The sequence below is a fragment of the Sphingomonas sp. HITSZ_GF genome, assembly GCF_029543155.1.
GTDB lineage: Bacteria > Pseudomonadota > Alphaproteobacteria > Sphingomonadales > Sphingomonadaceae > Sphingomonas.
The window spans coordinates 731,608-756,624 of the sequence record NZ_JARQXA010000001.1; the positions used below are offsets into that span (position 1 = coordinate 731,608).

The 25,017-nt window shown below is 67.4% G+C and carries 20 protein-coding genes; 9 read left to right on the forward strand and 11 right to left on the reverse strand.

From position 1 onward, the window contains the following. Window positions 1-30: 30 nt before the first annotated feature. The 4 genes from rsmA to lptD form a co-directional block, all read right to left on the reverse strand. On the reverse strand, window positions 31-846 hold the full coding sequence (gene rsmA, locus P6144_RS03595; RefSeq protein WP_277766337.1) for a 16S rRNA (adenine(1518)-N(6)/adenine(1519)-N(6))-dimethyltransferase RsmA: 816 nt from the start codon (window positions 844-846) through the stop codon (window positions 31-33). Next, window positions 843-1,838, reverse strand: coding sequence for a 4-hydroxythreonine-4-phosphate dehydrogenase PdxA (gene pdxA / locus P6144_RS03600; protein WP_277766338.1), 996 nt, complete (start codon window positions 1,836-1,838; stop codon window positions 843-845). The genes rsmA and pdxA overlap by 4 nt, the downstream gene beginning before the upstream one ends. Window position 1,839: 1 nt before the next feature. After that, entirely contained in the window at window positions 1,840-3,225 is a 1,386-nt protein-coding gene (locus tag P6144_RS03605) for a peptidylprolyl isomerase (protein WP_277766339.1), read from the reverse strand. A gap of 94 nt (window positions 3,226-3,319) precedes the next feature. After that, a complete protein-coding gene (gene lptD, locus P6144_RS03610) occupies window positions 3,320-5,620 on the reverse strand; it encodes an LPS assembly protein LptD (RefSeq protein WP_277766340.1) in 2,301 nt (766 codons plus the stop codon). 122 nt (window positions 5,621-5,742) lie between these two features. Between lptD and P6144_RS03615 the strand changes: the two genes are divergently transcribed. After that, a complete protein-coding gene (locus P6144_RS03615; RefSeq protein ID WP_277766341.1) occupies window positions 5,743-6,183 on the forward strand; it encodes a DNA polymerase III subunit chi in 441 nt (146 codons plus the stop codon). A gap of 498 nt (window positions 6,184-6,681) precedes the next feature. Next, window positions 6,682-7,104, forward strand: coding sequence for a nucleoside-diphosphate kinase (gene ndk, locus P6144_RS03620; protein WP_277766342.1), 423 nt, complete (start codon window positions 6,682-6,684; stop codon window positions 7,102-7,104). A gap of 209 nt (window positions 7,105-7,313) precedes the next feature. On the opposite strand, the gene P6144_RS03625 is transcribed toward ndk, so the two are convergent. From P6144_RS03625 to P6144_RS03650, 6 genes are all read right to left on the reverse strand, one after another. Continuing rightward, complete coding sequence (locus P6144_RS03625) at window positions 7,314-8,717, reverse strand: HAMP domain-containing sensor histidine kinase (protein ID WP_277766343.1); 1,404 nt, start codon at window positions 8,715-8,717, stop codon at window positions 7,314-7,316. Between the two features lie 136 nt (window positions 8,718-8,853). Further along, window positions 8,854-9,573 carry a response regulator gene (locus P6144_RS03630; RefSeq protein WP_277766770.1) on the reverse strand — a complete coding sequence of 240 codons (720 nt, stop codon included), beginning with the start codon at window positions 9,571-9,573 and terminating at the stop codon, window positions 8,854-8,856. 118 nt (window positions 9,574-9,691) lie between these two features. Continuing rightward, complete coding sequence (locus tag P6144_RS03635; protein WP_277766344.1) at window positions 9,692-10,126, reverse strand: EF-hand domain-containing protein; 435 nt, start codon at window positions 10,124-10,126, stop codon at window positions 9,692-9,694. A 110-nt stretch (window positions 10,127-10,236) separates the two neighbouring features. After that, window positions 10,237-11,010, reverse strand: coding sequence for a thioesterase family protein (locus P6144_RS03640; protein WP_277766345.1), 774 nt, complete (start codon window positions 11,008-11,010; stop codon window positions 10,237-10,239). Further along, window positions 11,007-12,530, reverse strand: coding sequence for a class I adenylate-forming enzyme family protein (locus P6144_RS03645; RefSeq protein WP_277766346.1), 1,524 nt, complete (start codon window positions 12,528-12,530; stop codon window positions 11,007-11,009). The genes P6144_RS03640 and P6144_RS03645 overlap by 4 nt, the downstream gene beginning before the upstream one ends. Before the next feature lie 58 nt (window positions 12,531-12,588). Further along, window positions 12,589-13,818, reverse strand: coding sequence for an MFS transporter (locus P6144_RS03650; protein WP_277766347.1), 1,230 nt, complete (start codon window positions 13,816-13,818; stop codon window positions 12,589-12,591). A 272-nt stretch (window positions 13,819-14,090) separates the two neighbouring features. Between P6144_RS03650 and P6144_RS03655 the strand changes: the two genes are divergently transcribed. From P6144_RS03655 to P6144_RS03670, 4 genes are all read left to right on the forward strand, one after another. Beyond that, a complete protein-coding gene (locus P6144_RS03655; RefSeq protein WP_277766348.1) occupies window positions 14,091-15,311 on the forward strand; it encodes an acyl-CoA dehydrogenase family protein in 1,221 nt (406 codons plus the stop codon). A gap of 149 nt (window positions 15,312-15,460) precedes the next feature. Further along, window positions 15,461-16,531, forward strand: coding sequence for an acyl-CoA dehydrogenase family protein (locus tag P6144_RS03660; RefSeq protein ID WP_277766349.1), 1,071 nt, complete (start codon window positions 15,461-15,463; stop codon window positions 16,529-16,531). A 355-nt stretch (window positions 16,532-16,886) separates the two neighbouring features. Next, window positions 16,887-19,580: a TonB-dependent receptor gene (locus P6144_RS03665; RefSeq protein WP_277766350.1), complete on the forward strand. Its 2,694-nt coding sequence runs from the start codon at window positions 16,887-16,889 to the stop codon at window positions 19,578-19,580. 174 nt (window positions 19,581-19,754) lie between these two features. Continuing rightward, the gene (locus tag P6144_RS03670) at window positions 19,755-20,114 is read left to right on the forward strand and encodes a hypothetical protein (protein ID WP_277766351.1); all 360 of its coding nucleotides are present in this window, start codon (window positions 19,755-19,757) and stop codon (window positions 20,112-20,114) included. Between the two features lie 13 nt (window positions 20,115-20,127). Here P6144_RS03670 and P6144_RS03675 read toward each other — a convergent pair whose 3' ends face one another. After that, the gene (locus P6144_RS03675; protein WP_277766352.1) at window positions 20,128-21,366 is read right to left on the reverse strand and encodes a TetR/AcrR family transcriptional regulator; all 1,239 of its coding nucleotides are present in this window, start codon (window positions 21,364-21,366) and stop codon (window positions 20,128-20,130) included. 142 nt (window positions 21,367-21,508) lie between these two features. On the opposite strand from P6144_RS03675, the gene P6144_RS03680 reads away from it, so the two are divergent. From P6144_RS03680 to P6144_RS03690, 3 genes are all read left to right on the forward strand, one after another. After that, window positions 21,509-22,792 carry an acyl-CoA dehydrogenase family protein gene (locus P6144_RS03680; protein WP_277766353.1) on the forward strand — a complete coding sequence of 428 codons (1,284 nt, stop codon included), beginning with the start codon at window positions 21,509-21,511 and terminating at the stop codon, window positions 22,790-22,792. Between the two features lie 96 nt (window positions 22,793-22,888). After that, entirely contained in the window at window positions 22,889-23,974 is a 1,086-nt protein-coding gene (locus P6144_RS03685) for a Zn-dependent alcohol dehydrogenase (RefSeq protein ID WP_277766354.1), read from the forward strand. Further along, on the forward strand, window positions 23,971-24,987 hold the full coding sequence (locus P6144_RS03690; protein WP_277766355.1) for a phosphotransferase family protein: 1,017 nt from the start codon (window positions 23,971-23,973) through the stop codon (window positions 24,985-24,987). Before P6144_RS03685 ends, P6144_RS03690 begins: the two co-directional genes overlap by 4 nt. Window positions 24,988-25,017 lie beyond the last annotated feature (30 nt).

Consider the following 25,017-nt stretch of genomic DNA (forward strand, 5'->3'; position numbering starts at 1 on the left):
CTTTTGGCGTGTACTTCGTGTACTTTGCGCTTAGCCCAGCGCCCGGGCGAGCGCGACGAACTCGGCGACGGTCACCGTCTCGGCGCGGCGGCTGGAGTCGATACCCAGGGTCTCCATTGCCGCGAGCGCGCCGGGCACGCCCTTCAGGCTCTGGCGCAGCATCTTGCGGCGCTGGCCGAATGCAGCGGCGGTGAGCGTCTCCAGCGTCTTGAGGCGAACGCCCTCGGGCGGCTCGGCCGGGACGATATGCACCACCGCCGACATCACCTTGGGCGGCGGGGTGAAGGCCGAACGGTGGACGTTCATCGCGATCTTCGGCGTGGATCGCCATTGGGAAAGGACGGCGAGGCGACCGTAATGCTCGGTGCCCGGCGCGGCGACGATCCGCTCGGCGACTTCCTTCTGGAACATCAGCGTCAGGCTGGCCCACCAGGGCTGCCATTCCGCCGAGAGCCAGCCGACGAGCAGTGCGGTGCCGACATTGTAGGGCAGGTTGGCGACGACGTGCGGCTTGCCGTCGAACAGCGCCGGGGCGTCGACCTCGAGGGCGTCACCCTCGATGACGCGGAGCTTGCCGGGGAAAAAGGTGCCAAGTTCTTCCAGCGCCGGGATGCAGCGCCGGTCGCGCTCCACCGCAGTGACGCTGGCGCCGCCCTCCAGCAGTGCGCGGGTCAGGCCGCCGGGGCCGGGGCCGACCTCGAACACCTCGGCGCCGTCGAGCTTGCCCGGCACCTTGGCGATGCGGGCGAGCAGCTGGTGGTCGAACAGGAAATTCTGCCCCAGCGCCTTGCTCGCGCTGAGACCATATTTGCTGATGACTTCCCGGAGAGGCGGCAGGCTGGTCACGCCGCCCCTTCGGCCCGGCGCAGCGCGGCGCTGGCGGCCATCTTGATCGCCGCGATCATCGCGCCGGGATTGGCCTCGTCCTTACCGGCGATGCCGAAGGCAGTGCCGTGGTCGGGCGAGGTGCGGACGATGGGCAGGCCAAGGGTGATGTTCACGCCCTCGTCGAAATGCAGCGTCTTGATCGGGATCAGCGCCTGATCGTGCGTGGGGCAGAGCGCGGCGTCATAGCCGGCGCGGGCACGGGGGTGGAACATCGCATCGGCGGCGAAGGGGCCGATTGCGTCGATCCCTTCCTCGCGCAGGATGGCGATGGCGGGGCGGAGCACGTCGATTTCCTCCCGCCCGATCTCGCCGCTTTCGCCGGCATGCGGGTTCAGGCCGGCAAAGGCGAGGCGTGGCCGCTCGATGCCGAAGTTGCGCAGCAGCCCGCGGGCTGTCACCCGCGCCTTAGCGAGCACCAGCTCGATCGTGAGCAGCTGGGGCACCTTGGCCAGCGGCTCGTGCACAGTGATCGGCACCACGCGGAGCGTGGGCCCGGCGAGCATCATCACGGCATTGTCGGCCGAGATGCCGCAGCGCTCGGCGACGAATTCGGTCTGGCCGGGATGGGTGAAGCCGATCTTGTAGAGCTGGACCTTGGAGACCGGCCCGGTCACCACGCCCCCCGCTGCGCCGGCATTGGACAAGCCCACTGCCAGTTCGAGCGACTGGAGCGCGGCCTTGGCGCTGGCTTCGTCCGAACTGCCCGGCGTCACCGCGCAGGTGTCACCCACAGCAAGCACCGGCAGGGCCGTGTCGAAAACCCCTGCCGCCTCGTCGGGGTTGGTGATCCGGGCGATCGGACCGTCCCACACCTTCGTCACCGCATCGGGGCAGCCGACGGCGAAGAAGGGCGCGAGCGAATGGAGCTCGCGCGCCTTCCAGGCCTTGGCGGTGATCTCGGGGCCGACTCCGGCCGAATCGCCCATCGATATGGCGAGCGGCCGGATCACCTCAGCGATATTCGATCAGCGCGTCGCGCCGGATGTCGCGGAGCATGCGGTTGGCGCGCAGATTGACGCGCTGGTCCTCGAGGCCTTCCTTCACCTGGTCCAGCGACGGCAGGTTGGCGGCAGGCGGATCGTCGCGGCCGCAGACCACGAGCACGCGCACGCCTTCCTCGATCGTGCCGAAGGGCTGGGTAACCTGACCGACCTGGAGCGGCAGGATGATCTGCTGCAGCGCGTTCGGCAGCTCGCCGATCACGATGCCGTCCTTCTCCACCATTTCGGCATTCTGCGCGGCGGCGACATTGGCCGCGTCGCCGCAGCCCTTGATTGCCTGGGTCGCCTGGGCGAACGAGCCTGCGCGGGCCTGCGCCTGCGCCTCGGTCGTGCCCTTGGGGAAGGTGATCGTGATCTGGCGCAGCGAGAGCTTGGCCAGCTTCGGGTCGGCCATGCCGACCTTGCGCTTGTCGGCGAGATAGACGATCGAGAAGCCGGTCGCGAGCGGGATGGGGCCGGCGACCTGGCCGGGCTGCATCTCTTCCACTGCCTTGGCCATCTCGTCGGGCAGGATGCCCGGAGCCAGGCGCACCCAGCCGAGATCACCGCCGCGACCCTTGGTCGAGCTCTCCGAATAGGTCTTGGCGAGATAGTCGAACGGCGCGCCTTCCTTCATCTGCTGGATGATGCGCTGCATGCCGGCATAGACTTCCTGCTTCCGGTCATCCGTGGCGTTCAGATAGATCTCATAGACGTGATATTCGTCGCTGCCCTGGGCGGCCTTGAGGCGATCGATGACCGACTTCGCTTCCTCGTCGCTCACATTGATGTCGACCTTGCGACGCAGCACGCGGCTCCAGGCGATTTCGCCTTCGATCTGCTTGCGCATCGTGCGCTCCGAGGCGCCGGCCTGGCGCAGGAAGGCGCGAAGCTGCTCCGGTGTCTTCTGCAGGCGGCGGGCGACCGCGCCGAAGCTGCCGTCGATCTCCTTGGCATCGACGGTGATCTCGTTGGCCTTGGCCTCCTGGATCTGCAGCGTCTCGTCGATCAGCTGGCGCAGGATCATCATGCGATACTGATCGCGCTCTTCCGGCTTCAGGTTGAGCTTGTTCAGAGCGATGATCAGGTTGAGCCGCTGATCGACATCGGTGCCGGTGAGCACCGTGTCGTTCACGATCGCGGTGGGCTTGCGGATATTGGGATCGGCCTTGCCGAAGATCTTCAGATCCGCGGGCAGATCGAGCTGGGCGGCGAGGGCCGCGGTGGGATCCTGCTGCGCGGGCGCGGCCGGTTCGGAGACGGTCTGCGCCATCGCGCCCGACGCCAGGCTGGAGATCGCGAGCGCGAGAATGGACAAGCGGCCTGCGCGGATCGCCTTGGTAACACCAATGTTCACGTGATTCCGTACCCTCAAATCTGCCGGAAAATGGCGCATAATCGCCAATTGTGCCTGAACTTAGGCTTACCGGTGGTTCCCCTCGGCGGAAAGCCTAGCGCCCGAGGTTCTTGAACGCCAGCGTCAACAGATAGGAATTGCCCCTCGCCGCGTCGCCGGTGGTCGCATAGTCGCGCTTCCAGGTGAAGCCGAGGCGGAGGCAGTCGTCCTCATAGGTGATGCCCAGCCGGTGGCGCACCGGCTCGAAGCCGTCCGCGAGCGAGGTGGGGTCCTCCTTGCGGTCGGTAAGGTCGATCAGCGTCGAGCCCGAGACCGACCAGAAGCGGGCGATCTGGATGCGCGCGCCCACCCGGGCCTCCTCGCGGTCCTGCAGATCCTCGAGCGTCGGGTCGATGTTGCGGTTGAGGCGCAGATAGCCGAGCGTGAAATAGGTGGCGCGCGAGCCCACCGTCATGTCGACCTCGTTACGCCGGAACGCCAGGCCGTCCTTGTCGAGCCGGTAGCGGTGCGAGAAGCTGATGAAGTCGCGGAAGCGGATCGTGGTGCGCCCGACAATGTCCGACACCCGGCTGTTCAGCCCGGTACCGTCGGGGAACAGGGTGGGACGCGAGGTGAGGCGATAGCTCTGGCCCACATTGGCGTCGATCGAGAAGCCCGGCAGGTACAGCGCATAGTCGAGACCCCAGGTGAAGCGCGTGGAGTCGTCGAACCGGTCGTAGCCGGGGAAGCGGTTGAGCGCGAAGAGGTTCGAATCCTCAAGATCGACCGCGCGCGCGTCCTCGTTGGGCACCTCGAGGTTTGCGGTCTTGGGCGAGGCCACGACCTGCACCCGCGGGGTGATGCGCTGGGTGCCGCCGAAAAGCGTGCCGACCAGCGGCCACTTCACATCGACCGCCGCCGCCGCGATGCCGCGGGTGTGGAAGCCGTCCTCGCCGCGATAGCTGGCGATCGTGGTGAGGTTGGTCTCGGAGGCATTGTACAGGTCACCGCGGGCAAAGGCCGTGAAGATCACTTCCTGGCCCCAGTTGGTGAGCTTGCGCAGGTCCCATTTGGCGCTGGCAAAGGCCCGCTGCGAATCCTGCCCGTCCGAGCGGCCGATCGCCAGGCTGTTGACCTGGAACTCGAAACGGCCGCCGATCAGCCCGTCGTCCATGCGGCGACGATAGTCGATCTCGGGCAGCGCATAGGGCTGGAGGCCCTGGCGCTCGCCGACGCGGAGCGTCTGCACCACCCATGCGTTGATCGACAAATAGCTATCCGAATCAATGCGTTCTATCCGAACATTGTTACGCAGCCTGTCGTCGCGCGAGATGTCGTAGCGGCGCAGGAAGGTGCGATCGGTGGTCAGCCGGAACGAGGAGCTGACGCTCCAGTACGGATCGAGCTGGAAATTGCCGGTCGCATCGAGATAGCCGCGGAAGTCGTTCTTCGAGGTCGCCGGCGTGACCGGCACGGTCAGGTCGTCGGCGCGGCGGCTATAGGTGCCGTAGCCGGTGATCTGGAAGGCGCCGAGCGAGTTGAGCTCGCGATACTGGGCCTGCAGCATCGGCAGCACGCTGGTATAGACGCGCGGGGTGACGGTCAGGTCGCGATTGGGCGCGAAGCTGAAATAATAGGGCAGCGCGAACTGGAAGCCGTTGGTGCGGTTGTAGCGCAGATCGGGCGACAGGAAGCCGCTGGCGCTCTCGCCGCCGATCGGATGCGAGAAGACCGGCAGCGGGATCGTCGCGAAGCCGAACACCGAGACGCGGGCGCCCGAATAGCGCAGCCGCTTCTTGCCGGGTTCATAGACCACCCGGTTCGCAGTGACCTTCCAGCTCGGCTCCTTGGGGCAGCCGTTCGAATCGGAGACCGAGCAGGGCGTATAGGCCGCATTGTCGACGATGAAGCTGCCGTCCTCGTGCCGCTCGCCGCGCTGGGCGGCGATGCGCCCGCCAGCATCAAGCACCACCAGCATGTTCTCGACGACGCCGTCCTTCAGGCTGTCGGTGAGCTGGACCTTGTCGCCATAGGCGCTGTCGCCCTGGGGATTGACCATGACGACATTGCCTTCGGCGGTCACCTGGCCGGTGTTGCGGTTCCACACCACCTTGTCGGCGCGCAGGCGTTCGCTGCGGCGATAGAGGCGCACGTCGCCGGTGGCGGTGATCACCTGCTGCTGATCGTCATATTCGAGCAGATCGGCAGTGAACTGGATCTGGTCGTCCGCCTCGGGCAGCGCCGTGGGCGAGGGGGGAGGCGGCTCGACCGCGGGGGTCTGCAGGCTCGGGCTGGCGTCCTGCGGCGCAGCCTGAGTCGGCTGCTCCTGAGTCGGCTCGGGCGCCTGCTGCGCGCGTGCCTCTGCCGCCTGGCACAAGCCGAGCGCGGCCGAGAGCAGCAAGGCCTTGCGCGTCACTTCGATTCCCACCTTTGTTTCTCACTCCCGTGCACGCGGCCGTTTTCCGCCCTATCGCAGCGGTTGCGCCACCGCAACGTCACGTGCGTTGGCCCGAACGCACGGAAGCGCTAACAGGAGCCATGCAGGTCGATTTCTATCATCTGACGCAGCTTCCCCTGGAGCGTGCGCTGCCCAGGATCGCCGAACGCGTGGTCGAGACCGGCGGGCGGCTGCTGATCGTCGCGGGCGAGGCGAGCCAGCGCGCCCGGCTCGACCAGCTGCTATGGACCTATAGCCCGGAAAGCTTCCTGCCGCACGGCCAGGCCGGCGGGCCCGACGACGATCGCCAGCCGATCCTGATCGGCGAGGCGATGACCGCCGCCAACGGCGCCCGCAACGTGGTGCTCGCAGACGGGGTGTGGCGCGACGAGGCGCTGGGGTTCGACCGGGCCTTCCACTTCTTCGACGAGGAGAAGATCGCCGAGGCGCGGCTCGCCTGGAAGGGGCTGGCCGGGCGCGAGGACGTCGAGCGCAACTATTGGAAGCAGAACGAGCAGGGGCGCTGGGAGAAGGTCGCCTAGCGGACAGTTGCGAACGCGGAAGTTGGCTCCGTTTGCGCGGCGGGCAGGGTTTCCAGGGCCGGTTTTCCGTACGCATTTTCGTCCGTTCTCCACCGTGCGGGGTGTTGCACCTCCGGCCATTTCGGACGGCGATGTTTGCACGCCCCTGCTTTGACCACTTCGTCATTCCCGCGAAGGCGGGAATCCATTGGCGCTGCCATTGCGCTTCCTGTCGAAAGCCTGGCCGGAATGGATCCCCGCCTTCGCGGGAATGACGGGGGTAAGGTGCGGGATGACGACGGTAGGGTGCGGAGATGACGTTGGTGAGGTAACGTGGGCACGCGTCGGCGATCCCGGCCGTGCGGGACATCGCATCGATTTCACTGTTCAAAGAGCGTCGCGCGGGAACAATAGCAGAACATCTGCCTGTAGGACAGCAGGCAGCACTTGCATCCTGCGCAACCCCGGACTAGGGAGCCGCGACTTTTCCACAACTTCAAAAGCAGGAGCCGCACGGCCATGGCCGCGACCCGGACCTTTTCGATCATCAAGCCCGATGCCACCCGCCGCAACATCACCGGCGCCGTCACCAAGATGCTGGAGGAGGCCGGCCTGCGCGTCGTCGCCTCGAAGCGCATCCAGATGAGCCGCGAGCAGGCCGAGGGCTTCTACGGCGTCCACCGCGAGCGCCCCTTCTTCAACGACCTGGTCGAGTTCATGATCTCGGGCCCGGTGGTGGTGCAGGTGCTCGAGGGCGAGAACGCCGTGCAGCGCAACCGCGACATCATGGGCGCCACCAACCCGGCCAATGCCGACGCCGGCACGATCCGCAAGGAGCTGGCCGAATCGATCGAGGCGAACTCGGTGCACGGTTCGGACTCGGAAGAGAATGCTGCGATCGAGATCGCCTTCTTCTTCAAGCCGGAAGAGATCGTCGGCTGATAGCCGCCGGTTTCTACACCGAATTGGATGCGAAACGGCCGGGGTGAAAGCCCCGGCCTTTTTCGTTTGTGGCGGGTGCGAGCTTCGGGGTTTGGACTGTCCAGTCCCCGTCATCCCGGCGAAAGCCGGGATCTCGTGCGGCTCTTTTCGGACCATCGCCTGAGACCCCGGCTTTCGCCGGGATGACGGCTGTGATGCCTGCGCGAGAGCTAGCTCCGCGGCAGGGTGATCGTTGCGACCAGGCCGCCGCCGTCGCGGTTGGCGAGGCTGATCTCGCCGCTGGAATCGCGGACGATGGCGCGGGCGAGGGCGAGGCCGAGGCCCGCACCGCCGGTCTCGCGGTTGCGCGATTCCTCGAGGCGGGTGAAGGGATCGAAGACCTTCTCGAGCTTCTCGGGCGGGATGCCGGGGCCGCGGTCGCATACTTCGATGCGGACGTTGCGGTCGTCGGAGCGCAGGCGGACCTCGGTGGCGCCGCCATACTTGACGGCATTCTCGATCAGGTTGCGCACCGCGCGGCGCATCAGCGCGGGGCGGAGATGCATGCGCAGGCGCGGCGCCTCCTCGAAGGTGACGTCCTGGTCGAGATCGCGGAAATCCTCGACCACGGCGTCGATCAGCGCGGAGAGGTCGACATCGGTGGGCGGCTCGCTCGGGCGTCCGAGCCGGGCGAGGCTGAGGATGTCGTCGAGCGTGTGGTTCATCTCGTCGATCGTGTCCGCCATGCGGGCGCGGTCCTCGTCGTCCTCGACCGATTCGATGCGGACGCGCAGGGCCGCCAGCGGGGTGCGCAGATCATGGCCGATCGCGCCGAGCATCCGGTCCTTCTCGTCGAGCATCGCAGTGACGCGCTTGCTGAGCGCATTGTAGGCGGCGATCACCGCGCGGACGTCGCTGGGGCCGCTCTCCTCGAGCGGATCGGCATCCTCGCCCGGATGGAAGGCGCGCGCGGCGGCGGCGAGCTTGCGCAAGGGCCGGGCGATCCGGTGGCCGGCCCAGAGCACGGGCAGCAGCACGACGATGTAGAGGATCAGCGTCTGGGCGAGCAGCTGCCAGATCAGCGCGCGTTCGGAGCGCGGCCAGGCCGAGCTGAGCGACAGCCAGCCCCGGCCGGGCAGCTCGACCGCGATCATCAGCTCGGCACCGAGCCGGCGGAAGCGATCGGCGCGGGCCGGGTCCATCCGCTTGAGCAGCGGACGGCTGCCGTCGATCGGGCGAACTACCGCGATCACCTGGCCCACCTGGACGCCGCCATCGGTGAGGCCGCGTCGCAGGTCGCGCTCGATGTCGGCGCGGCGGGCCAGCTCGACCGGGATCGGATTGGCGGGGACGAAATCGACGCGGCCCCGGGCCTGGCGGCGGCCGTCCCGGCCATCGCGCCCGTCGCGGCGATCGGCGGCGGCGGGCGTGTCCGGCCGCGGATTGATCGGGGTGCCGAGCCGCTCGGCAGCGTCGATCAGCCGGGTGACGGTGGGGACGATCACCTGGGCGAAGCGCGAATTCTGGCGCTCGCGGACGAGCAGGCCGAAATTGATCGCCTGTGCCACGAACAGCGCCACCGCGACGAGCAGCGCGATCTGGCCGGGGAGCGAGCGGGGGAAGAAGCGGGTCATGCGCAGCGCCCGTGCGCAATGGCTGTTCCCCGGCGAAAGCCGGGGCCCAGGGTCACAAACGAATCGGCAGAGAAACCCTGGGCCCCGGCTTTCGCCGGGGAACCGATTGGTTTCAGAGCTCTGTGCACACGAGACTTCAAAGCCGGGTCACTTCGGCGGCAAGCGTGTAGCCGCCGCCCCAGACGGTCTTGATGATCGCGGGGTTCTTCGCATCGACCTCGATCTTCTTGCGCAGCCGGCTGACCTGGTTGTCGATCGCGCGATCGAAGGCGGCGGCTTCGCGGCCTTGCGTCAGGTCGAGCAGCTGGTCGCGGGTGAGGACCGCGCGGGGGCGAGTGACCAGCGCGTGGAGCAAATTATATTCGCCGGTCGACAGCGGGACCGACACGCCTTCGCGGTCGACCAGCGCGCGTTCGCCGGTCTTGAGCACCCAGCCGGCAAAGGCATAGCTGCCCGCTTCGGGCGCATGCTGGCGGGTGCCGCCCGCCTGGAGGCGGCGCAGCACCACCTTGATCCGGGCGGCGAGCTCGCGCGGGGAGAAGGGCTTCACGACATAATCGTCGGCGCCCATCTCGAGCCCGACAATGCGGTCGGTCTCCTCGCCGCGCGCTGTGAGCAGGATGACCGGGGTGTCGCTGGTCTCGCGGATATGGCGGCAGAGCGACAGACCGTCCTCACCGGGCATCATGATGTCGAGCACCACCAGATCGATCGCATAGGCGGCCATGCGGGCGCGGGCGCCCTCGGCATCGCCGGCCTGGGTGATCCGGAAGCCTTGCTTGGTGAGATATTGCGCGAGCGGTTCGCGGATCGAGCGCTCGTCCTCGACGAGCAGCAGGTGCGGCGTTTCCGACATATCGGGTTCGTAGGTCATGGGCGTGCCGCAAGACAAGGGGGCGCAGGGAATAGGCAAGGGGTTGCCCGGGCGGGCTACGAGAGGAGGCACACTGCCCGCCCGGGCAAGGTCCGGGGGCTCAGTCGTTGGCCGAGCTGCCCGGGGGGGAAGCCTGACGGTTGCCCATGCGGGCGCGGATCGCATCGCGCTCGGCCTGGTCGATCTTGCCGTCATGATTGGTGTCGAGGCGCTCGAAGCGCTTGTCGGCGCGGGCCTGCATGTCGGCGAGCGTCATGTCGCCGGTCATGCCGCGGGCGCCCATGCCGCCGGGGCTGGCGGCCTGGAGCTCGGCCTGGCTGACCTTGCCGTCCTTGTCGGCGTCGAGCTTGGCGAAGCGCCGGGCGACGTCGGCGCTGAACTCATCGCGGGTGATGACGCCGTCCTTGTTGGTGTCGAGCCGGTCGAGCATCGCCATGCCGCCCGGGCGGGGCGGCTGCGGCGGGGCGTCCTGGGCGAAGGCCGGGGCTGCGATCGCGGTCGCGCCGAACGCGGCGGCGAGGAGGAACTTCTTCATCGGGTGCAACTCCTTGGTCTCGGAGGTCCCAAGCCCCCGACAGGAGATGCTTTTCACCCGATGCTGTCGCACGGGTTTGTCAGGGCCCCGGCAAAGTGTCGCAACTTGTATCAGCCGAAGATGGCGACGCCCTGCATCGCCTCGGCGACGGGGGCGCCGGCGGCGTCCCAGATCGTCATGCGCTGGGTGGAGAAGCCGTCGCGCGCGGTGGCGGCATGGGCGTGGAGCAGCCACCAGCCATCGGTGGTGGGCGGCGCCGCCGCCTGGAAATTGATCTGCCAGTTCAGCGAGCTGAGCGGGGTGCGCTTCTCCTCGAGCAGCTTGAAGGCGGCGGGCGGCAGCGCATCGCCGATCGCCATCAGCTCGACGAACGGGTCGAGCCCGTCGCGGGCGCGCAGCCGCGCCCAGCGCAGCCATTCGGCCGGGCCGGTGGCCTGCTTCTGATCGAGGAAGTTGAAGTTGCCGGTGAAGAAGTCCTCGGGGCCGGTGTAGAGCGCGGCGTCGGCGGCCGGCGGCGCGACCGGCGCGCGCGGGGCGTCGTCATGCGCGATGCTCGACGCCAGCGGCGCCATGAACACGAAGGTGGCGCGCAGGCCGAGCCCGGCTTCGGAAGTCACGTCCGACTGGAGGAACGCGGCGTTGCGGCCGCGGCGGAGCTTCGTCGCGGTGACGGTGACGTCGCCTGCCAGCGGGCCGATGAACGCGACCTGGGCCGAGCGGAGCGGTGGCAGGTCGGGCTCGGCCTCGAGCGCGGCCTGGAGCGCGAGCGCGGCGGAGAGGCCGCCGAACGCGGTGCGGCCCTGCATCCAGTCGCCCGGAATCGCGGAGCGGAAGCCGCTGCCGGTGCGCGCGGCACCGGCGAGGATGTCGGCAAGCGGAGTCACGCCGCCAGATACCGGTCGCGCAACTCGCGCTTGAGCACCTTGCCGATCGCGCTGCGCGGCAGCTCGTCGATCGGCAGCAGCGCGGAGAGGCGCTGCGTCTTGCCGACGCGCGCGTTGAACCAGGCAAGCGCCTCGGCGGGATCGGCGGTGCCGGTGAAGAAGCCGAGCGGCGTCTCGCCCCATTGCTCGGACGGCACGCCGATCACGGCGCAATCGGTGATGCCCGGATGCTCGACCAGGATCGCCTCGAGGTCGGACGGGTAGATGTTGAACCCGCCCGAGATGATCAGGTCCTTCTTGCGGTCCATCAGGATCAGGAAGCCGTCCTCATCGAAGCGGCCGACATCGCCGTGGCGGATGAAGCGGTTGCCGTCGCCGTCATGCCAGGTCGCGTCGCGGGTGGCTTCGGCGCGGCCGTGATAGCCGCTCATCATCGCGCCCGAACGGCCGACGACCTCGCCCATCTCGCCGCGGGGCACTTCCTTGCCGTCCTCGTCGATCAGGCGGATGTCCTGCCCCGGCAGCGGCACGCCGACGGTGTGGAGCTTGGTGGGATTGGCGTTGCAGACCAGCGCGGTGGTGCCGCCACCTTCGGTCATGCCGTAATATTCGACGAGCAGGCCCGGCCAGCGCGCGAGGATGTCGGCCTTGAGCGCGGCGGAGAAGGGCGCGCTGGTGCAGGTCTTGAAGACGAAGCTCGACAGATCGAAGCTGTCGAAATCGGGGAGCGCCATGATCCGCTGATACTGGACGGGGACGAGCATCGCATGGGTGGCGCGGTGCTTCGCGGCCTGGCTGACAAAGGCGTGCGCATCGAACTTGGCGAGCAGCACCGCGGTGCCGCCCCAGGCGATCGTCGGGATGAAGCTGACCAAAGTGGTGTTCGAATAGAGCGGCGTGGCGACCATCGTCACTGCGCCGCCGAAGCCGCCGGGCGCACGGGCGATATGGACCCAGCGCATCGACTGAGGCTGGACGATGCCCTTGGGCACGCCGGTGGTGCCCGAGGAATAGATGATGTTGAAGGGATCGTCGGGGCCGACCTGAACCGGCGCGGGCACGGTGCCCTGAGGCGCGAGGAACGCGGCCCAGCCGGGCCCGTCCATCTCTACCCGCTTCGCGGTGACGGGCGCGTCGCCCAGCGCCTTGGCGCCCATCGCGTCGAGGAACAGTACCGGGGCGCCGCAATCGGCGATCATCGCGGCGAGCTGCGCCGGGGTGGCGGAGGGCTGGAGCGGGGTTGGGACGCCGCCGGCCCGCAGCGCGGCGAGGAAGGCGGCGCCATATCCGATCGAGCTGGCGGCGAGGATCGCCACCGCCTGGTTCTTGCCGACGCCGTCGCGTTGCAGCGCCGCGGCGAGGCGATCGAGCAGCGCGTCGAGCGCGGCATAGGAGATCGCATCGTCGCCGCAGATCATCGCCGGCTTGTCCGGCCGCTCCGCGGCGTGTGCGCGGATCAGGTCGGAAAGCGACGCAAAGTCGCTGGCCAGCAAGGCGGCCGAGTTCAGTTCTTGCCCCATCGCGACAAGGCTAGAGGGGCACGACGGCGAACGCCATACGCAATTTTCGAAAAATACTTCAATGCGCCGCAGGAGTCTCGCCCGCGGCCGCGGGGGCCGCCTTGGGGACGAACAGCGCGACGATCGCCGCCGCTGCGATCAGCAGGCTGCCGGCGACGAGGAAGGCGGCGCCGTCGAAGCCGTGGCGCGATCCGGTGGCGAGCGCCTGCGAGGCGAGCAGCGGGCCGATGATCTGCGCGACGTTGTTCATGCTCGAGATGCCACCCTGGAGCGCGCCCTGGTGCGAGGCGTCGACCATCCGCGACAGGGTGCCGTTGAGCGCCGGGAACACCAGCGCCCCGAGCGCGCCGATCAGGAAGAAGGCATAGACCTGCCAGCCGAACACGGTGAAGGCATAGGTGAGCAGCGTGGCGCCGCCGCTCGCCAGGCCGAGGATCGCGCCGTTGCGCTCGCCGATCCGGCCAAGGATGCGCCCGGTGAGCGTCACCTGGACCAGCGCCATCAGGAAGCCGACATAGGCGAGCGACCAGCCGATCGCCGCGGCGTCCCAGCCGAAGCGCATCGACGCCCAGAATGCCCAGGTGGCGGGATAGACGGCGCCGCCGACCTGCCAGAGGAACCAGGCGAGCAGCAACGGTGCGGCGTTGCCGGCGTGGAAGAGTGGGCGGAACGAGCTGATGACGTGCGCGTCGCGCCAGCGGAACGCGCGGCGGTTCTCGGGCGCGAGCGTCTCGGGCAGGAAAAGCAGCATCAGCACCGCGTTGATCGCGGCGCAGCCGGCGGCAACGAAGAAGGGGGCGTGGACGCCGAACTGGGCGACGAGCCCGCCCAGCGCCGGGCCGAGGATGAAGCCGATGCCGAAGGCGGCGCCCATCAGCCCGAAGGTGGCGCTGCGCTTCTCGGGCGCGGTGACGTCGGCGATCACGGCGCTGGCCGGGCCGAAGGTGGCGCCCGCCACGCCGGCGATCACCCGGCCGAGGAACAGCCAGGCGAGCGACGGTGCCATCGCCATCAGTGCATAGTCGATCGCGAAGGCGGCCATCGAGGCGAACAGCACCGGCTTGCGCCCGAACCGGTCGCCGAGATTGCCGAGCACAGGCCCGGCGAAGAAGCCGGCGACGGCGAACGCCGCCAGCATCCAGCCTGAGATGCGCGTCGCGGATTCGAGATCGACCTTGCCGAGCGTGGTGATCAGCTCGGGCAGCACCGGCAGCACGATGCCGAAGCCGATCACGTCGATCAGCACGGCGAGCAGCACGATCGGCACCGCGCGATGTTCGAACTTCATGTGGTTCCCCTTTGGCTGCGCGCTTTAGCAGAGACGGGTGCTGCGGCCATGCGCAATCGCGCTGGAACGTATAGTGAACACTGTGGCGTGGCAATCCCCCAGCCGTCATCCTGGCGGAAGCCCTGATCGCAGGCGAAGGCGCGGGGAAAGAGCCGCACGAGATCCCGGCTTTCGCCGGGATGACGGCTGGTGGCGGACGGCGCGTTGGTTGGGCTTGACGACGCGCAAGCCATACCGCAAATTCGAAACAACGAGAAACTTCGGAGAGTGCGATGGCCACGGCCCCCGATATCGATGCGCCGGCGAATCCCCTGGATGCGTTTCGCGCTGAGGTCCGCGACTGGATCGCGGCGAATTTCCCGCCCGAACTGAAGGGCAAGGACAATGCAATGTCCGCGGTGGAGGGGCCGCACACCAATTCGCCCGCCGAGGATGCCTGGCAGACGGCGATGGGCGAGAAGGGCTGGGGCGTGCCGACCTGGCCGAAGGAATATGGCGGCGGCGGGCTGAACCGGGCCGAAGCGCGCGTGCTGCAGGAAGAGATGCAGCGCGCCGGCGCCTGGAACCCGATCGGCGGCATGGGTGTGATGATGTTCGGCCCGACGCTGCTCGAATATGGCACCGAAGCGCAGAAGCGCGAGCATATCCCGGCGATCGCCAAGGGGCTGGTGCGCTGGTGCCAGGGTTATTCGGAGCCGGGCGCGGGATCGGACCTGGCGAGCCTGCAGACCTTCGCCGAGGATCGTGGCGACCATTATGTCGTCAACGGCCAGAAGACCTGGACCAGCGGCGGCCAATGGGCCGACAAATGCTTCATGCTGGTCCGCACCGACAAGACCAAGAAGCATGAGGGGATCACCTTCCTGCTCTGCGACATGGACACGCCGGGCGTCGAGGTGAAGCCGATCCGGCTGATTTCGGGCAGCTCGCCCTTTTGCGAGACCTTCTTCACCGACGTGAAAGTGCCCAAGGCCAACCGCGTGGGCGCGGAAGGCGAGGGCTGGACGATCGGCAAAAGGCTGCTCCAGCACGAGCGCTCGAGCCTGTCGGGCGGCGGATCGAGTGCCGGGCGGATGTTCGCGGGTGCGTCGCTCGGCCAGATCGCCAAGAAGTTCGTCGGCGTCGATGCCGAAGGGCGGATCGCCGATGCCGATCTGCGGTCGCGGATCGCGCGGCACGAGATGGACCTGCGCAGTTTCATGCTGACGCTGCGGCGGACGGCGCTGGAGGCCAAGTCGAACCAGGGGCCGAGCGCTGCCACCTCGATCATGAAGAATGTCGGCGCGCGGATCATGCAGGAACGCTCCGAGCTGCTGATCGAGATCCGCGGATTCGCCAGCATGGGCTGGGAAGGCGAAGGCTTCGAGGAGGATGCGCTGAAGGATGTGCGCAGCTGGCTCTTCGGCAAGGCGGTGTCGATCTATGGCGGCTCGACCGAGATCCAGAACAACGTGATCGCCAAGCGCATCCTGGGGATGCTGGATCATCAGTGATTTAAAGCCCTCTCCCCTCCGGGGAGAGGGTTGGGAGAGGGGCCCGGACTAGACGTTCGAAGCCCTTCGGCATCGGATCAAGACACACTTCCCCTCTCCCCGACCCTCTCCCCGGAGGGGAGAGGGAGAAGGAAGAAAGAGAGAGCTTCATGGCCATCCTGACCGAAGAACAGACGATGCTGCGCGACATGGCGCGCGAGTGGGCGGACAATGAGGCGCCGGTTTCCGCCTATCGCAAGATGCGCGATGCGGCGCCGGCCGCCGGCTATGACGCGGCCACCTGGGCCGCGCAGGCCGAGATGGGCTGGACCGGCATCCTGGTACCCGAGGCGCAGGGCGGGGCAGGGATGGGCTATGTCTCGCTCGGGCTGGTGCTCGAGCAGCTGGGGCGCAACCTGGTCGCGACGCCGCTCGCCAGCATCGCCGCGGCGACGAGCGCGATCCTGATGGGCGGCTCCGAGGCGCAGAAGGCCGCGTGGCTGCCGAAGATCGCCGCGGGCGAGGTGGTGGCGACGCTGGCGATCGACGAAGGGCCGCGCTTCGATCCGTCGAAGATCGAGGCCCGGGTCGAGGGCGGCAAGCTGAGCGGCGTGAAGGCGTTCGTGCCCGAGAGCGACAGCGCGCAGCTATTCGTCGTGGCGGCGGCCGACGGGCTCTGGCTCGTCTCGGGCGATGCCGGCGTGACGCGCGCGCCGCGCCACCTGATCGACGCGCGCAGCCATGCCCAGGTGACGTTCGACGGCGCACCCGCCGAGGCGCTGGACGGCGGCGTCGAGCTGATCGGCCAGGTGGCAGACCGCGCGGCGGCGGCGTGGAGCGCCGAGATGCTCGGCATGGCCGAGAGCGCCTTTGCCCAGACCAACGACTATCTGAAAACGCGCGTGCAGTTCGGCCAGGTGCTGGCCAGCTTCCAGGCGCTGCAGCATCGCATGGCCCGGATGTTCACCGAGCTCGAGCTGACCCGTTCTGCGGTGGAAGGCGCGCTGGAGGCGATCGACAGCGGTCGTGCCAATGTCGCGCAGGAAGTGAGCCTGGCCAAGGCGAGCGCCAACGAGACACTGCACCTGGTGAGCCGCGAAATGGTCCAGCTGCACGGCGGCATCGGCATGACCGACGAGCATGACGCGGGCTTCTACCTGAAGCGCGCGCGCGTGCTGGAGGCGCAATGGGGCAATGCCGCCTGGCATCGCGAGCGGTTTGCGCGGCTGAACGGGTACTGAGGGAATAAAGGAGGGGCGGCGCACTATCCGTCATCCCGGCGAACGCCGGGATCTCAGGCGATGGCGCGGGAAAAAGCCGCACGAGATCCCGGCGTTCGCCGGGATGACGTAGAAGGCTATAGGAGACCAGAAAGTCCGCTTGCCGTAGGGGAAACCCGGCGGACACATTATGACATTTGCGCAACACCCTGCGTTTAGTCCCCTTTTGCAACTCTTGTTCTGCTTGACGTCCCTCAGGGACCTGTCACTATTCGAGGATAGGGTATGGAGCCGCTAAAGTGCTCCGGCCCGTGGTGGGAGAGAGATGATGATGCGGTTTCGCCTGTTGACGGCCGTTGCTGTTCCCGCGCTTACCATGGCACTCGCGACGCCAGCTTTCGCACAGGACACCCAGACACCGCCGGCGGACGCCACGGCCCAGGAGGATAGCGGCGTCCGCGATCCCAACGAGATTGTGGTGACCGCGCAGGGCCGCGCCCAGGTGCTGGCCGACGTGCCGCTCGCCGTCTCGGCCGTGAGCGCCGAGCAACTCGAGCGCACCGGCGCCACCGATATCCGCACGTTGAACCAGGTCGCGCCTTCGCTGCTCGTCTCGTCGACCGGCAGCGACGCCAACACCTCGGCCCGCATCCGCGGCGTCGGCACGGTGGGCGACAATCCGGGCCTGGAAAGCTCGGTCGCGACCTTCATCGACGGCGTCTATCGCTCGCGCACCGGCCTTGGCCTCAACGACCTGGGCGAGATCGAGCGCATCGAAGTGCTGCGCGGCCCGCAGGGCACGCTGGGCGGGCGCAACGCCTCCGCCGGCATGCTGAGCGTCACCACCAAGGCGCCGAGCTTCACCTTTGGCGGCATGGCCGAGGCGACCTATGGCAATTACGACTTCTGGCGCCTGCAGGGCGCGGTGACCGGCCCGATCTCCGAGCAGGTCGCCTTCCGGCTCGAGGGGCTCTACGCCAAGCGCGACGGCTTCTACAACGATGTGAACACCGGCCGCGATATCAACAATCGCGACCGCTACCTCGTCCGCGGGCAGCTGCTGTTCCAGCCGAACTCGGACATCTCGGTCCGCCTGATCGGCGACTATAGCTATCGCAAGGAGGATTGCTGCGCCGCCGTCTATGCCACGGGCGACGTGTCGCGGTCCAATGACGGGCTGATCGCGCCGGGCACGCCGGTTGCTACGGTGCTGACCGGCATCACCGGCACCACCTTCGCGCAGTATTTCCCGGGCTATAACAACGCCTATTCGCGCCAGATCGCGACCAGCGCCAACCGTTCCTATACCGGCGTCACCAAGGACTGGGGCTTCTCGGGCGAAGTGAACTGGGACCTGGGCGGCGTCGAGATGACTTCGATCACGGCCTATCGCGACTACAAGAACACCCAGGCGGCCGATGCCGATTACGGCCTGGCCGACATCCTCTATTTCGGGCCGAAGAGCGGCCGCGAGTTCAAGACCTTCACGCAGGAACTGCGCTTCCACGGCACGGCCTTCAACGACAAGCTCGACTGGCTGATCGGCGGCTATTACGCCAATGAGGACCTGATCACGAAGAGCGAGCTGAAGTTCGGCAACGATTATGGCCGCTTCGCCGCCTGCCGCATCGTCTATGGCTCGTTCAGCGCCTTCTACAACCCGAACAATGTCGGCTGCCTGACGCCCACCGGCGTGGCAGTGCTGAGCAACACGCTCGGGCCGCTCGGCGCGGCGGGTGCGACGATGGTGCAGGGCCTGCAGCGGCTCGACACGGTGCGCAACGTTGGCGACGACACGGCGAACTTCAACCAGAACAGCTCGAACTTCGCCTTCTTCACGCACAACATCATCCACATGGCCAAGGGCTTGGACCTGACCCTGGGGCTTCGTTACACCAACGAAACCAAGAAGATGGATGCCAACTTCAACAACACCAACACGATCTGCCCGCAGCAGCAGGCGGCGCTGCTGCCCTATATGGGCGTGGCCGCGCTGGCGCCGCTGGCCGGCGGCATCATCACGCTGAGCTGCCAGGGCGGATCGTCCTCGGCGCTCAACGGGCTGACGCTCAACGACACGCGCAAGGAGAACAAGTTCACCGGTACCGCGATCCTGTCGTACAAGCCGAGCGACGATCTGCTGCTCTATGCGAGCTACTCGCGCGGCTACAAGTCGGGCGGCTTCAACCTCGACCGCTCGGCCTTCAAGAACCCGCTGGCGACCCAGCCGCTGCCGATCTTCCCGATCAGCACCGCCAATGCCGGCTATTATGCCGACGTGCTGCAGTTCGACGAGGAAACCGTGACTGCCTATGAGGCGGGCATGAAGTATTCGAGCCGGGGCTTCAACCTGAACGTGGCGGGCTTCCGCCAGGAGTTCAGCAACTTCCAGCTGAACACGTTCAACGGCACGGTCTATCTCGTCCAGAACATCAACGGCTGCAAGGCGAGCCTGAACGGCGGCGACCGCGACCTGAGCGCGACCACCGGCGTCTGCCCGTCGGACCAGATCAAGCCGGGCGTGGTTTCGAACGGCTTCGAAGTCGAAATGGGCCTGTCGCCGGTGCGCGACATCAACTTCAACTTCGGCGTGACCTACGCCAAGACGAAGTACGCCAACAACCTGGTGGGCTCGAAGACCGGCGCGCCGCTCGATCCGGCGCTGCGCCTGCTGCCGGGCAAGCTGCTGTCGAACGCGCCCGAATGGGTGGTGACGAGCTCGGCGGCCTGGACCCCTTCGCTGGGCGGCAGCCTGCGCGGCCTGCTCTATGTCGATGCCCGCCTGGCCGACGACTACAACACCGGCTCGGACCTGTTCCCGCAAAAGGCGCAGGACAGCTTCGTGGTGGTCAACGGCCGCATCGGCCTGAGCGCCGACGACCAGAAATGGGCGCTCGAGTTCTGGGTGCAGAACCTGACCAAGTCCAACTACATGCAGGTCGGCTTCAGCTCGCCCTTCCAGGCAGTGAGCACCACGCCGACGGCGGCCTATCCGGGCGGCTCGCAGATCTTCTCGGCCTATCTCGCCGAGCCGCGCCAATATGGCGTGACGCTGCGCTCGCGCTTCTGATCTTCGGATCGGGAACAGAGGCGGGCCCGCGGAGCGATCCGTGGGCCCGTTTTCGTTTGATCTTCATGGGTTTGGGCAGAATTTCAGACATATTCCGTCGGCGCCGGGCATGAGGTTTCAGACCGGGTTCAGGGACGGGGTGCCAGCAGGGACGCCGATTTGGAGAGGTGCCCGATGCGCTTGATCATTCCCGCCTTGTTCGCGCTCACCGCGCCGCTTCCCGCCCTGGCGCAGGGCACGCCGCCGGCGCACTGCGCGGTGGGCGTACAGTTCGGCAGCTATGCGATGGGGATCGACCGGCCCGCGCTCGAACGCGTGCGGACGCTGCTGGGGCGTGATCGCGGGGTGCTGACGGTGGAAATGCGGCGCTGGGGCCGCGAAGGCGAGATGACGCTATGTGTGCAGCTGCGCGATCCGCGCGACGCCCGGCGCGTCTTCGCACGGGTGAAATCGGTGCTGCCGGCCAGGCCGCGCGGACCGATCACGGTGGAGACCAGGGAAGGGCTGCGCTTCGAGACGCCGCGCCCGCGGTGACCGCGCGGGGCGCTCAGCCCGCCAGCACGCGATCGTCGAACAGGCCGAAGGTCAGCGTGGAGGCGTAGAAGGCCACCGCCCGCTCGCGCGACATCGTGCTTGCCCATTTGCGCATGTCGAACGCGGCGTTCTGCAGCGCCATCAGCGTCTGCGAGGCGACCAGCGGGTCGATTGCGCGGATCGAGCCCTCGGCGATGCCGTCGGACAGCATGCCGGCGAAGCGGCGGGCAATGCGGTTCGAACGATCGATCATCGTCGAGCGGACCTGGGGCGGCAGGCCCGAAAGCGCGGTGGTGCGCAGCAGCGGACCGCGCTCGCTGAACTGATAGTCGAGCAGCGTGGCGATCGCGCTTTCGAGCTGCTGCCAGTGATCGCCGCTGTCGGCCTCGGCCAGGCGCTGGGCATCGGCGATGATGTCGAAGCTGCGCTTGTAGCAGGCGATGACCAGTTCGTCCTTGGCATCGAGATGGTGGTAGAAGCTGCCCTTGGTGACGTTGAGCTCCGACGCGATCTTCTGGACCGAGGCACCGCGATAGCCGAGCTCGTTGATCAGCCGCGTGGCGGCGAGCAGGAAGGCCTCGCGGCCCGGCTCGGGCTCGTCATGCTCGAGATCGAGGATGTGCGGCGTCCAGGCCTGGCCCGGGGCGGCGATGCCGGTGCGGAACACGTCCATCAGCCGCGCCTCTACGCGCGGATATTCATCGACCTCGTAGCGCGGCAGCCAGGCGGTGAGCCAAAAGGTGTTCTCGAGCAGCACGTGCGCGCGGGCGCCGTGGAGATCGGTCTCGGCGCGGCTGGCAGCGGGGCCCCAGAGCGCGCGGGTCTTGCGGAAGATGTCGCGCCAGCGATCGAGCAGCTCGCGCTTGATCGGGTCTTCCATGGCGCGCAGATCGGAGAGGATCGCGAAATCGCGCTCCTCGCCGCGGCGGATGCGGGCGAGCCGCTCCATGTTGATGTTGAGATAGCGGGCGACGCGCGCCTCGGGGTTCGGCTCGCGCGCGGCATCCTCGAGCATCGCGTCGAGCCGGTCGAGCGTGTGCTCGAAAGCAGCGGCGGCGAGATCTTCCTTGCGCTTGAAGTAATAAGTGACCGACGTGGTGTTGAGGCCGACGCGGCGGGCCACGTCGGCAAAGGTCATCCCCTTGGCGCTTTGCTCGTTGATCGCGTCCGCGGCCGCGGCGAGGATCGCATCCCGCTTGGCCTGGAAGCGTTTCGTCGCGCTTGCGATTTCGACTTTCCCCGGTGCATTCATTGCAACCAGTCTAACGGATTTGGTGTGAACCCAAAGCGTTTTTTCGAATCGCGGTTGTGCCGATTTTCGCCGCTGCCCGACTTTACCGAATATCCGGTATGCTCTACGCCGGTTCGCGAACCAGAGACGGAGAGGATGCGCCATGGATTTCACGCTGAACGAGCGCGAGACCTATTTCCGCGACCGGGTGAAGACCTTCATCGACACCAGGATTCGGCCGCGCGACGGCGAATATCACCGGCAGCAGCGAGAGGGTGACCGCTGGAAGGTGATCCCGGTGATCGAGGAAGTGAAGGCCGAGGCCAAGGCTGCGGGCTTGTGGAATTTCTTCATGCCGCCGCATTCGGGCCAGGCGCATGTCGATGACAGCTTCGAGTTCCAGGGCACCCAGCTGACCAACCTCGAATATGCGCTGTGCGCCGAGGAAATGGGCCGGCTGGGCTGGGCGTCCGAATGCTTCAACTGCTCGGCACCCGACACCGGCAATATGGAAGTGTTCCACCGTTACGGCACGCGGGCGCAGAAGGACCGCTGGCTCAAGCCGCTGATGGAAGGCGAGATCCGCTCGGCCTTCCTGATGACCGAGCCGGCGGTGGCGAGCTCGGACGCGACCAATATCCAGACCCAGATGGTGCGCGACGGCGACCATTATGTGATCAATGGGCGGAAATGGTGGAGCAGCGGCGTGGGCGACCCGCGCTGCGCGGTCTCGATCGTGATGGGCAAGACCAATCCGGACGCCGCCAAGCATGCCCAGCAGAGCATGATCCTGGTGCCGATGGACGCGCCCGGCGTGAAGATCGAACGGATGCTTTCGGTTTTCGGGTATGATCATGCGCCGCACGGCCACGGCGAAGTGATTCTCGAGAATGTTCGCGTGCCGGTCGAGAATGTGCTGCTTGGCGAGGGGCGGGGATTCGAAATCGCGCAGGGGCGGCTCGGGCCGGGACGCATCCACCATTGCATGCGGACGATCGGCGTCGCCGAGGAGGCGATCGAGGCGATGGCCAAGCGGCTAGTCTCGCGCGTCGCGTTCGGCAAGCGGATCTCGGACCATTCGATCTGGGAGCAGCGCATCGCGCGCGCGCGCATCGACATCGAGATGACCCGGCTGCTGTGCCTCAAGGCGGCGGACATGATGGACAAGGCGGGCAACAAGGCGGCACAGCTCGAGATCGCGATGATCAAGGTACAGGCGCCGCAGATGGCGCTGCAGATCATCGACGACGCGATCCAGGCGCATGGCGGCGCCGGCGTCTCGGGCGACTTCCATCTGGCGCATGACTGGGCGGGCATCCGCACGCTGCGGCTCGCCGACGGGCCGGACGAGGTCCATTGCCGGGCGATCGCGCGCAACGAGTTCGGCAAATATGCCGAGTTCAAGGCGGATCGCGCTTCGAGCGGGGATATCGGGGCTTCGCGCTGATCGTCATCCCGACAAAAGTCGGGATCTCAGGCGAAGGCGCGGGAAAAGAGCCGCACGAGATCCCGGCTTTCGCCGGGATGACGGGAAGGGAGAAGGATGAAGGCCGCAGTCCTGTTCGAAGCGGGCAAGCCGCTGGAGATCACCGAGGTGCGCATATCCAAGCCGGGCCCGCGCGAGGTGCTGATCCGCACCGCGGCGGTGGGCGTGTGCCGATCGGACCTGCACTTCGTCGACGGCGCCTTCCCGCATCCGGTGCCGACGGTGCCGGGGCACGAGGCGGCGGGCGTGATCGAGGCGGTGGGCAGCGACGTCGCGCATCTCAAGGTGGGCGACCATGTCATCACCTTCTTCACCGTCTTCTGCGGCAGTTGCGAGATGTGCGTGACCGGGCGCCCCTCGCTGTGCATCGATCCTTCGACCCGTCGCCCGGCCGATGCCGAGCCGCGGCTGTCGCTGCAGGACAGCACCGGGCTGGCGCCGTTCCTCAACCTTTCTGCCTTTGCCGAGCAGATGCTGGTGCACGAGAATGCCTGTGTCGCGATCTCGAAGGAGATGCCGCTCGACCGGGCGGCCCTGCTCGGTTGCGCGGTGATCACCGGCGCGGGCGCGATCTTCAACGACAGCCGCGTGCGGCCGGGCGAGAGCGTGGCGGTGATCGGTGCGGGCGGGATCGGGCTGGCCGCGATCAACGCTGCCAAGATCGCCGGCGCCGGCATGATCCTGGCGATCGATCCGGTGGCGGAGAAGCGCGAGCTGGCGCTGAAGCTCGGCGCGACGCATGCGCTCGATGCGATGGCCGGGACCCTGGCTAAGGACGTGCTCAAGCTGACCGGCGGCGGGGTCCATTATGCGATCGAGGCGGTCGGCCGACCCAACACCGCCGAGCTGGCCTGGACCATCCTGCGGCGCGGCGGCACCGCGACGATCCTGGGCATGATCGCCCCGGGCGGCAATGTCAGCCTGCCCGGGCCGACCTTCCTGACCGGCAAGAAGATCCAGGGCTCGCTACTGGGCTCGACGCGCTTTCCGATCGACATGCCGCGGCTCGTCCAGATGTATCTCGACGGGCTGCTCGACCTCGACACGATGGTGGCCGAGCGGATCAAGCTGGAGGAGGTCAACGACGCGCTCGACAAGCTGCGCAAGGGCGACAGCGTGCGCTCGGTGATCGAATTCGCATGAGCGACCTGGACGAAACCAGGCTGGGCGCCTGGCTGGCGGCGGAAGTCGATGGCTTTGCGGGGCCGATCACCGTCACCAAATTCCCGGGCGGGCAGAGCAACCCGACCTACCGGATCGATGCGGCGAGCGGCGCCTATGTGCTGCGCAGGAAGCCGTTCGGGCCGATCCTGCCCTCGGCACATGCGGTGGAGCGTGAACATGCGCTGATCGCGGCGCTGCACCCCACCGGTTTCCCGGTGGCGCGGCCCTATGGGCTTTGCGAGGATTCTGAAGTGATCGGCGCCCCCTTCTACATCATGGAGATGGTGGAGGGACGGACGCTGTGGGACGGCGCGCTGCCCGGCATGCTGCCGGCGGAGCGGACCGCGCATTACCATGCGATCATCGATACGCTCGCGGCGCTGCATGCGGTGGATTACGAGGCGGTTGGGCTGGGCAGCTATGGCAAGCCGGGCAACTACTTCGCCCGGCAGGTCGAGCGCTGGTCGAAACAGTACCGCATGAGCCAGACCGACGACCTGCCCGAGGTCGAGCGGCTGATCGAATGGCTGCCGCGTACGGTGCCCGAGCAGACGCGGACCAGCATCGTCCATGGCGACTTCCGCATCGACAACATGATCTTCGACGCCGGCGGGCCGAAGATCCTGGCGGTGCTCGACTGGGAGCTGTCGACGCTCGGCGACCCGCTGGCGGACTTCTCCTATTTCCTGATGAGCTGGGTGACCGAGCCCGAGGGGCGCTCCGGCTTGAAGGGCCTGACCGGGCCGGAGACCGGCATCCCGACGATCGCGCAGGTGGTGGAGCGCTATTGCGCGGCGACGGGGCGCGACGGGGTGCCCGATCTCAACTGGTATTTCGCCTATAACCTCTTCCGGCTGACCGGGATCGTCCAGGGCATCAAGAAGCGGATCATCGACGGCAATGCCTCGAGCGCGCAGGCTTCGAAGACGGTGGAGCGGTTGCCGGGGCTGGTGGCAACGGCCTGGCACTTCGCGCAGGAGGCTGGGGCGTGATCGTCATCCCGGCGAAAGCCGGGATCTCGT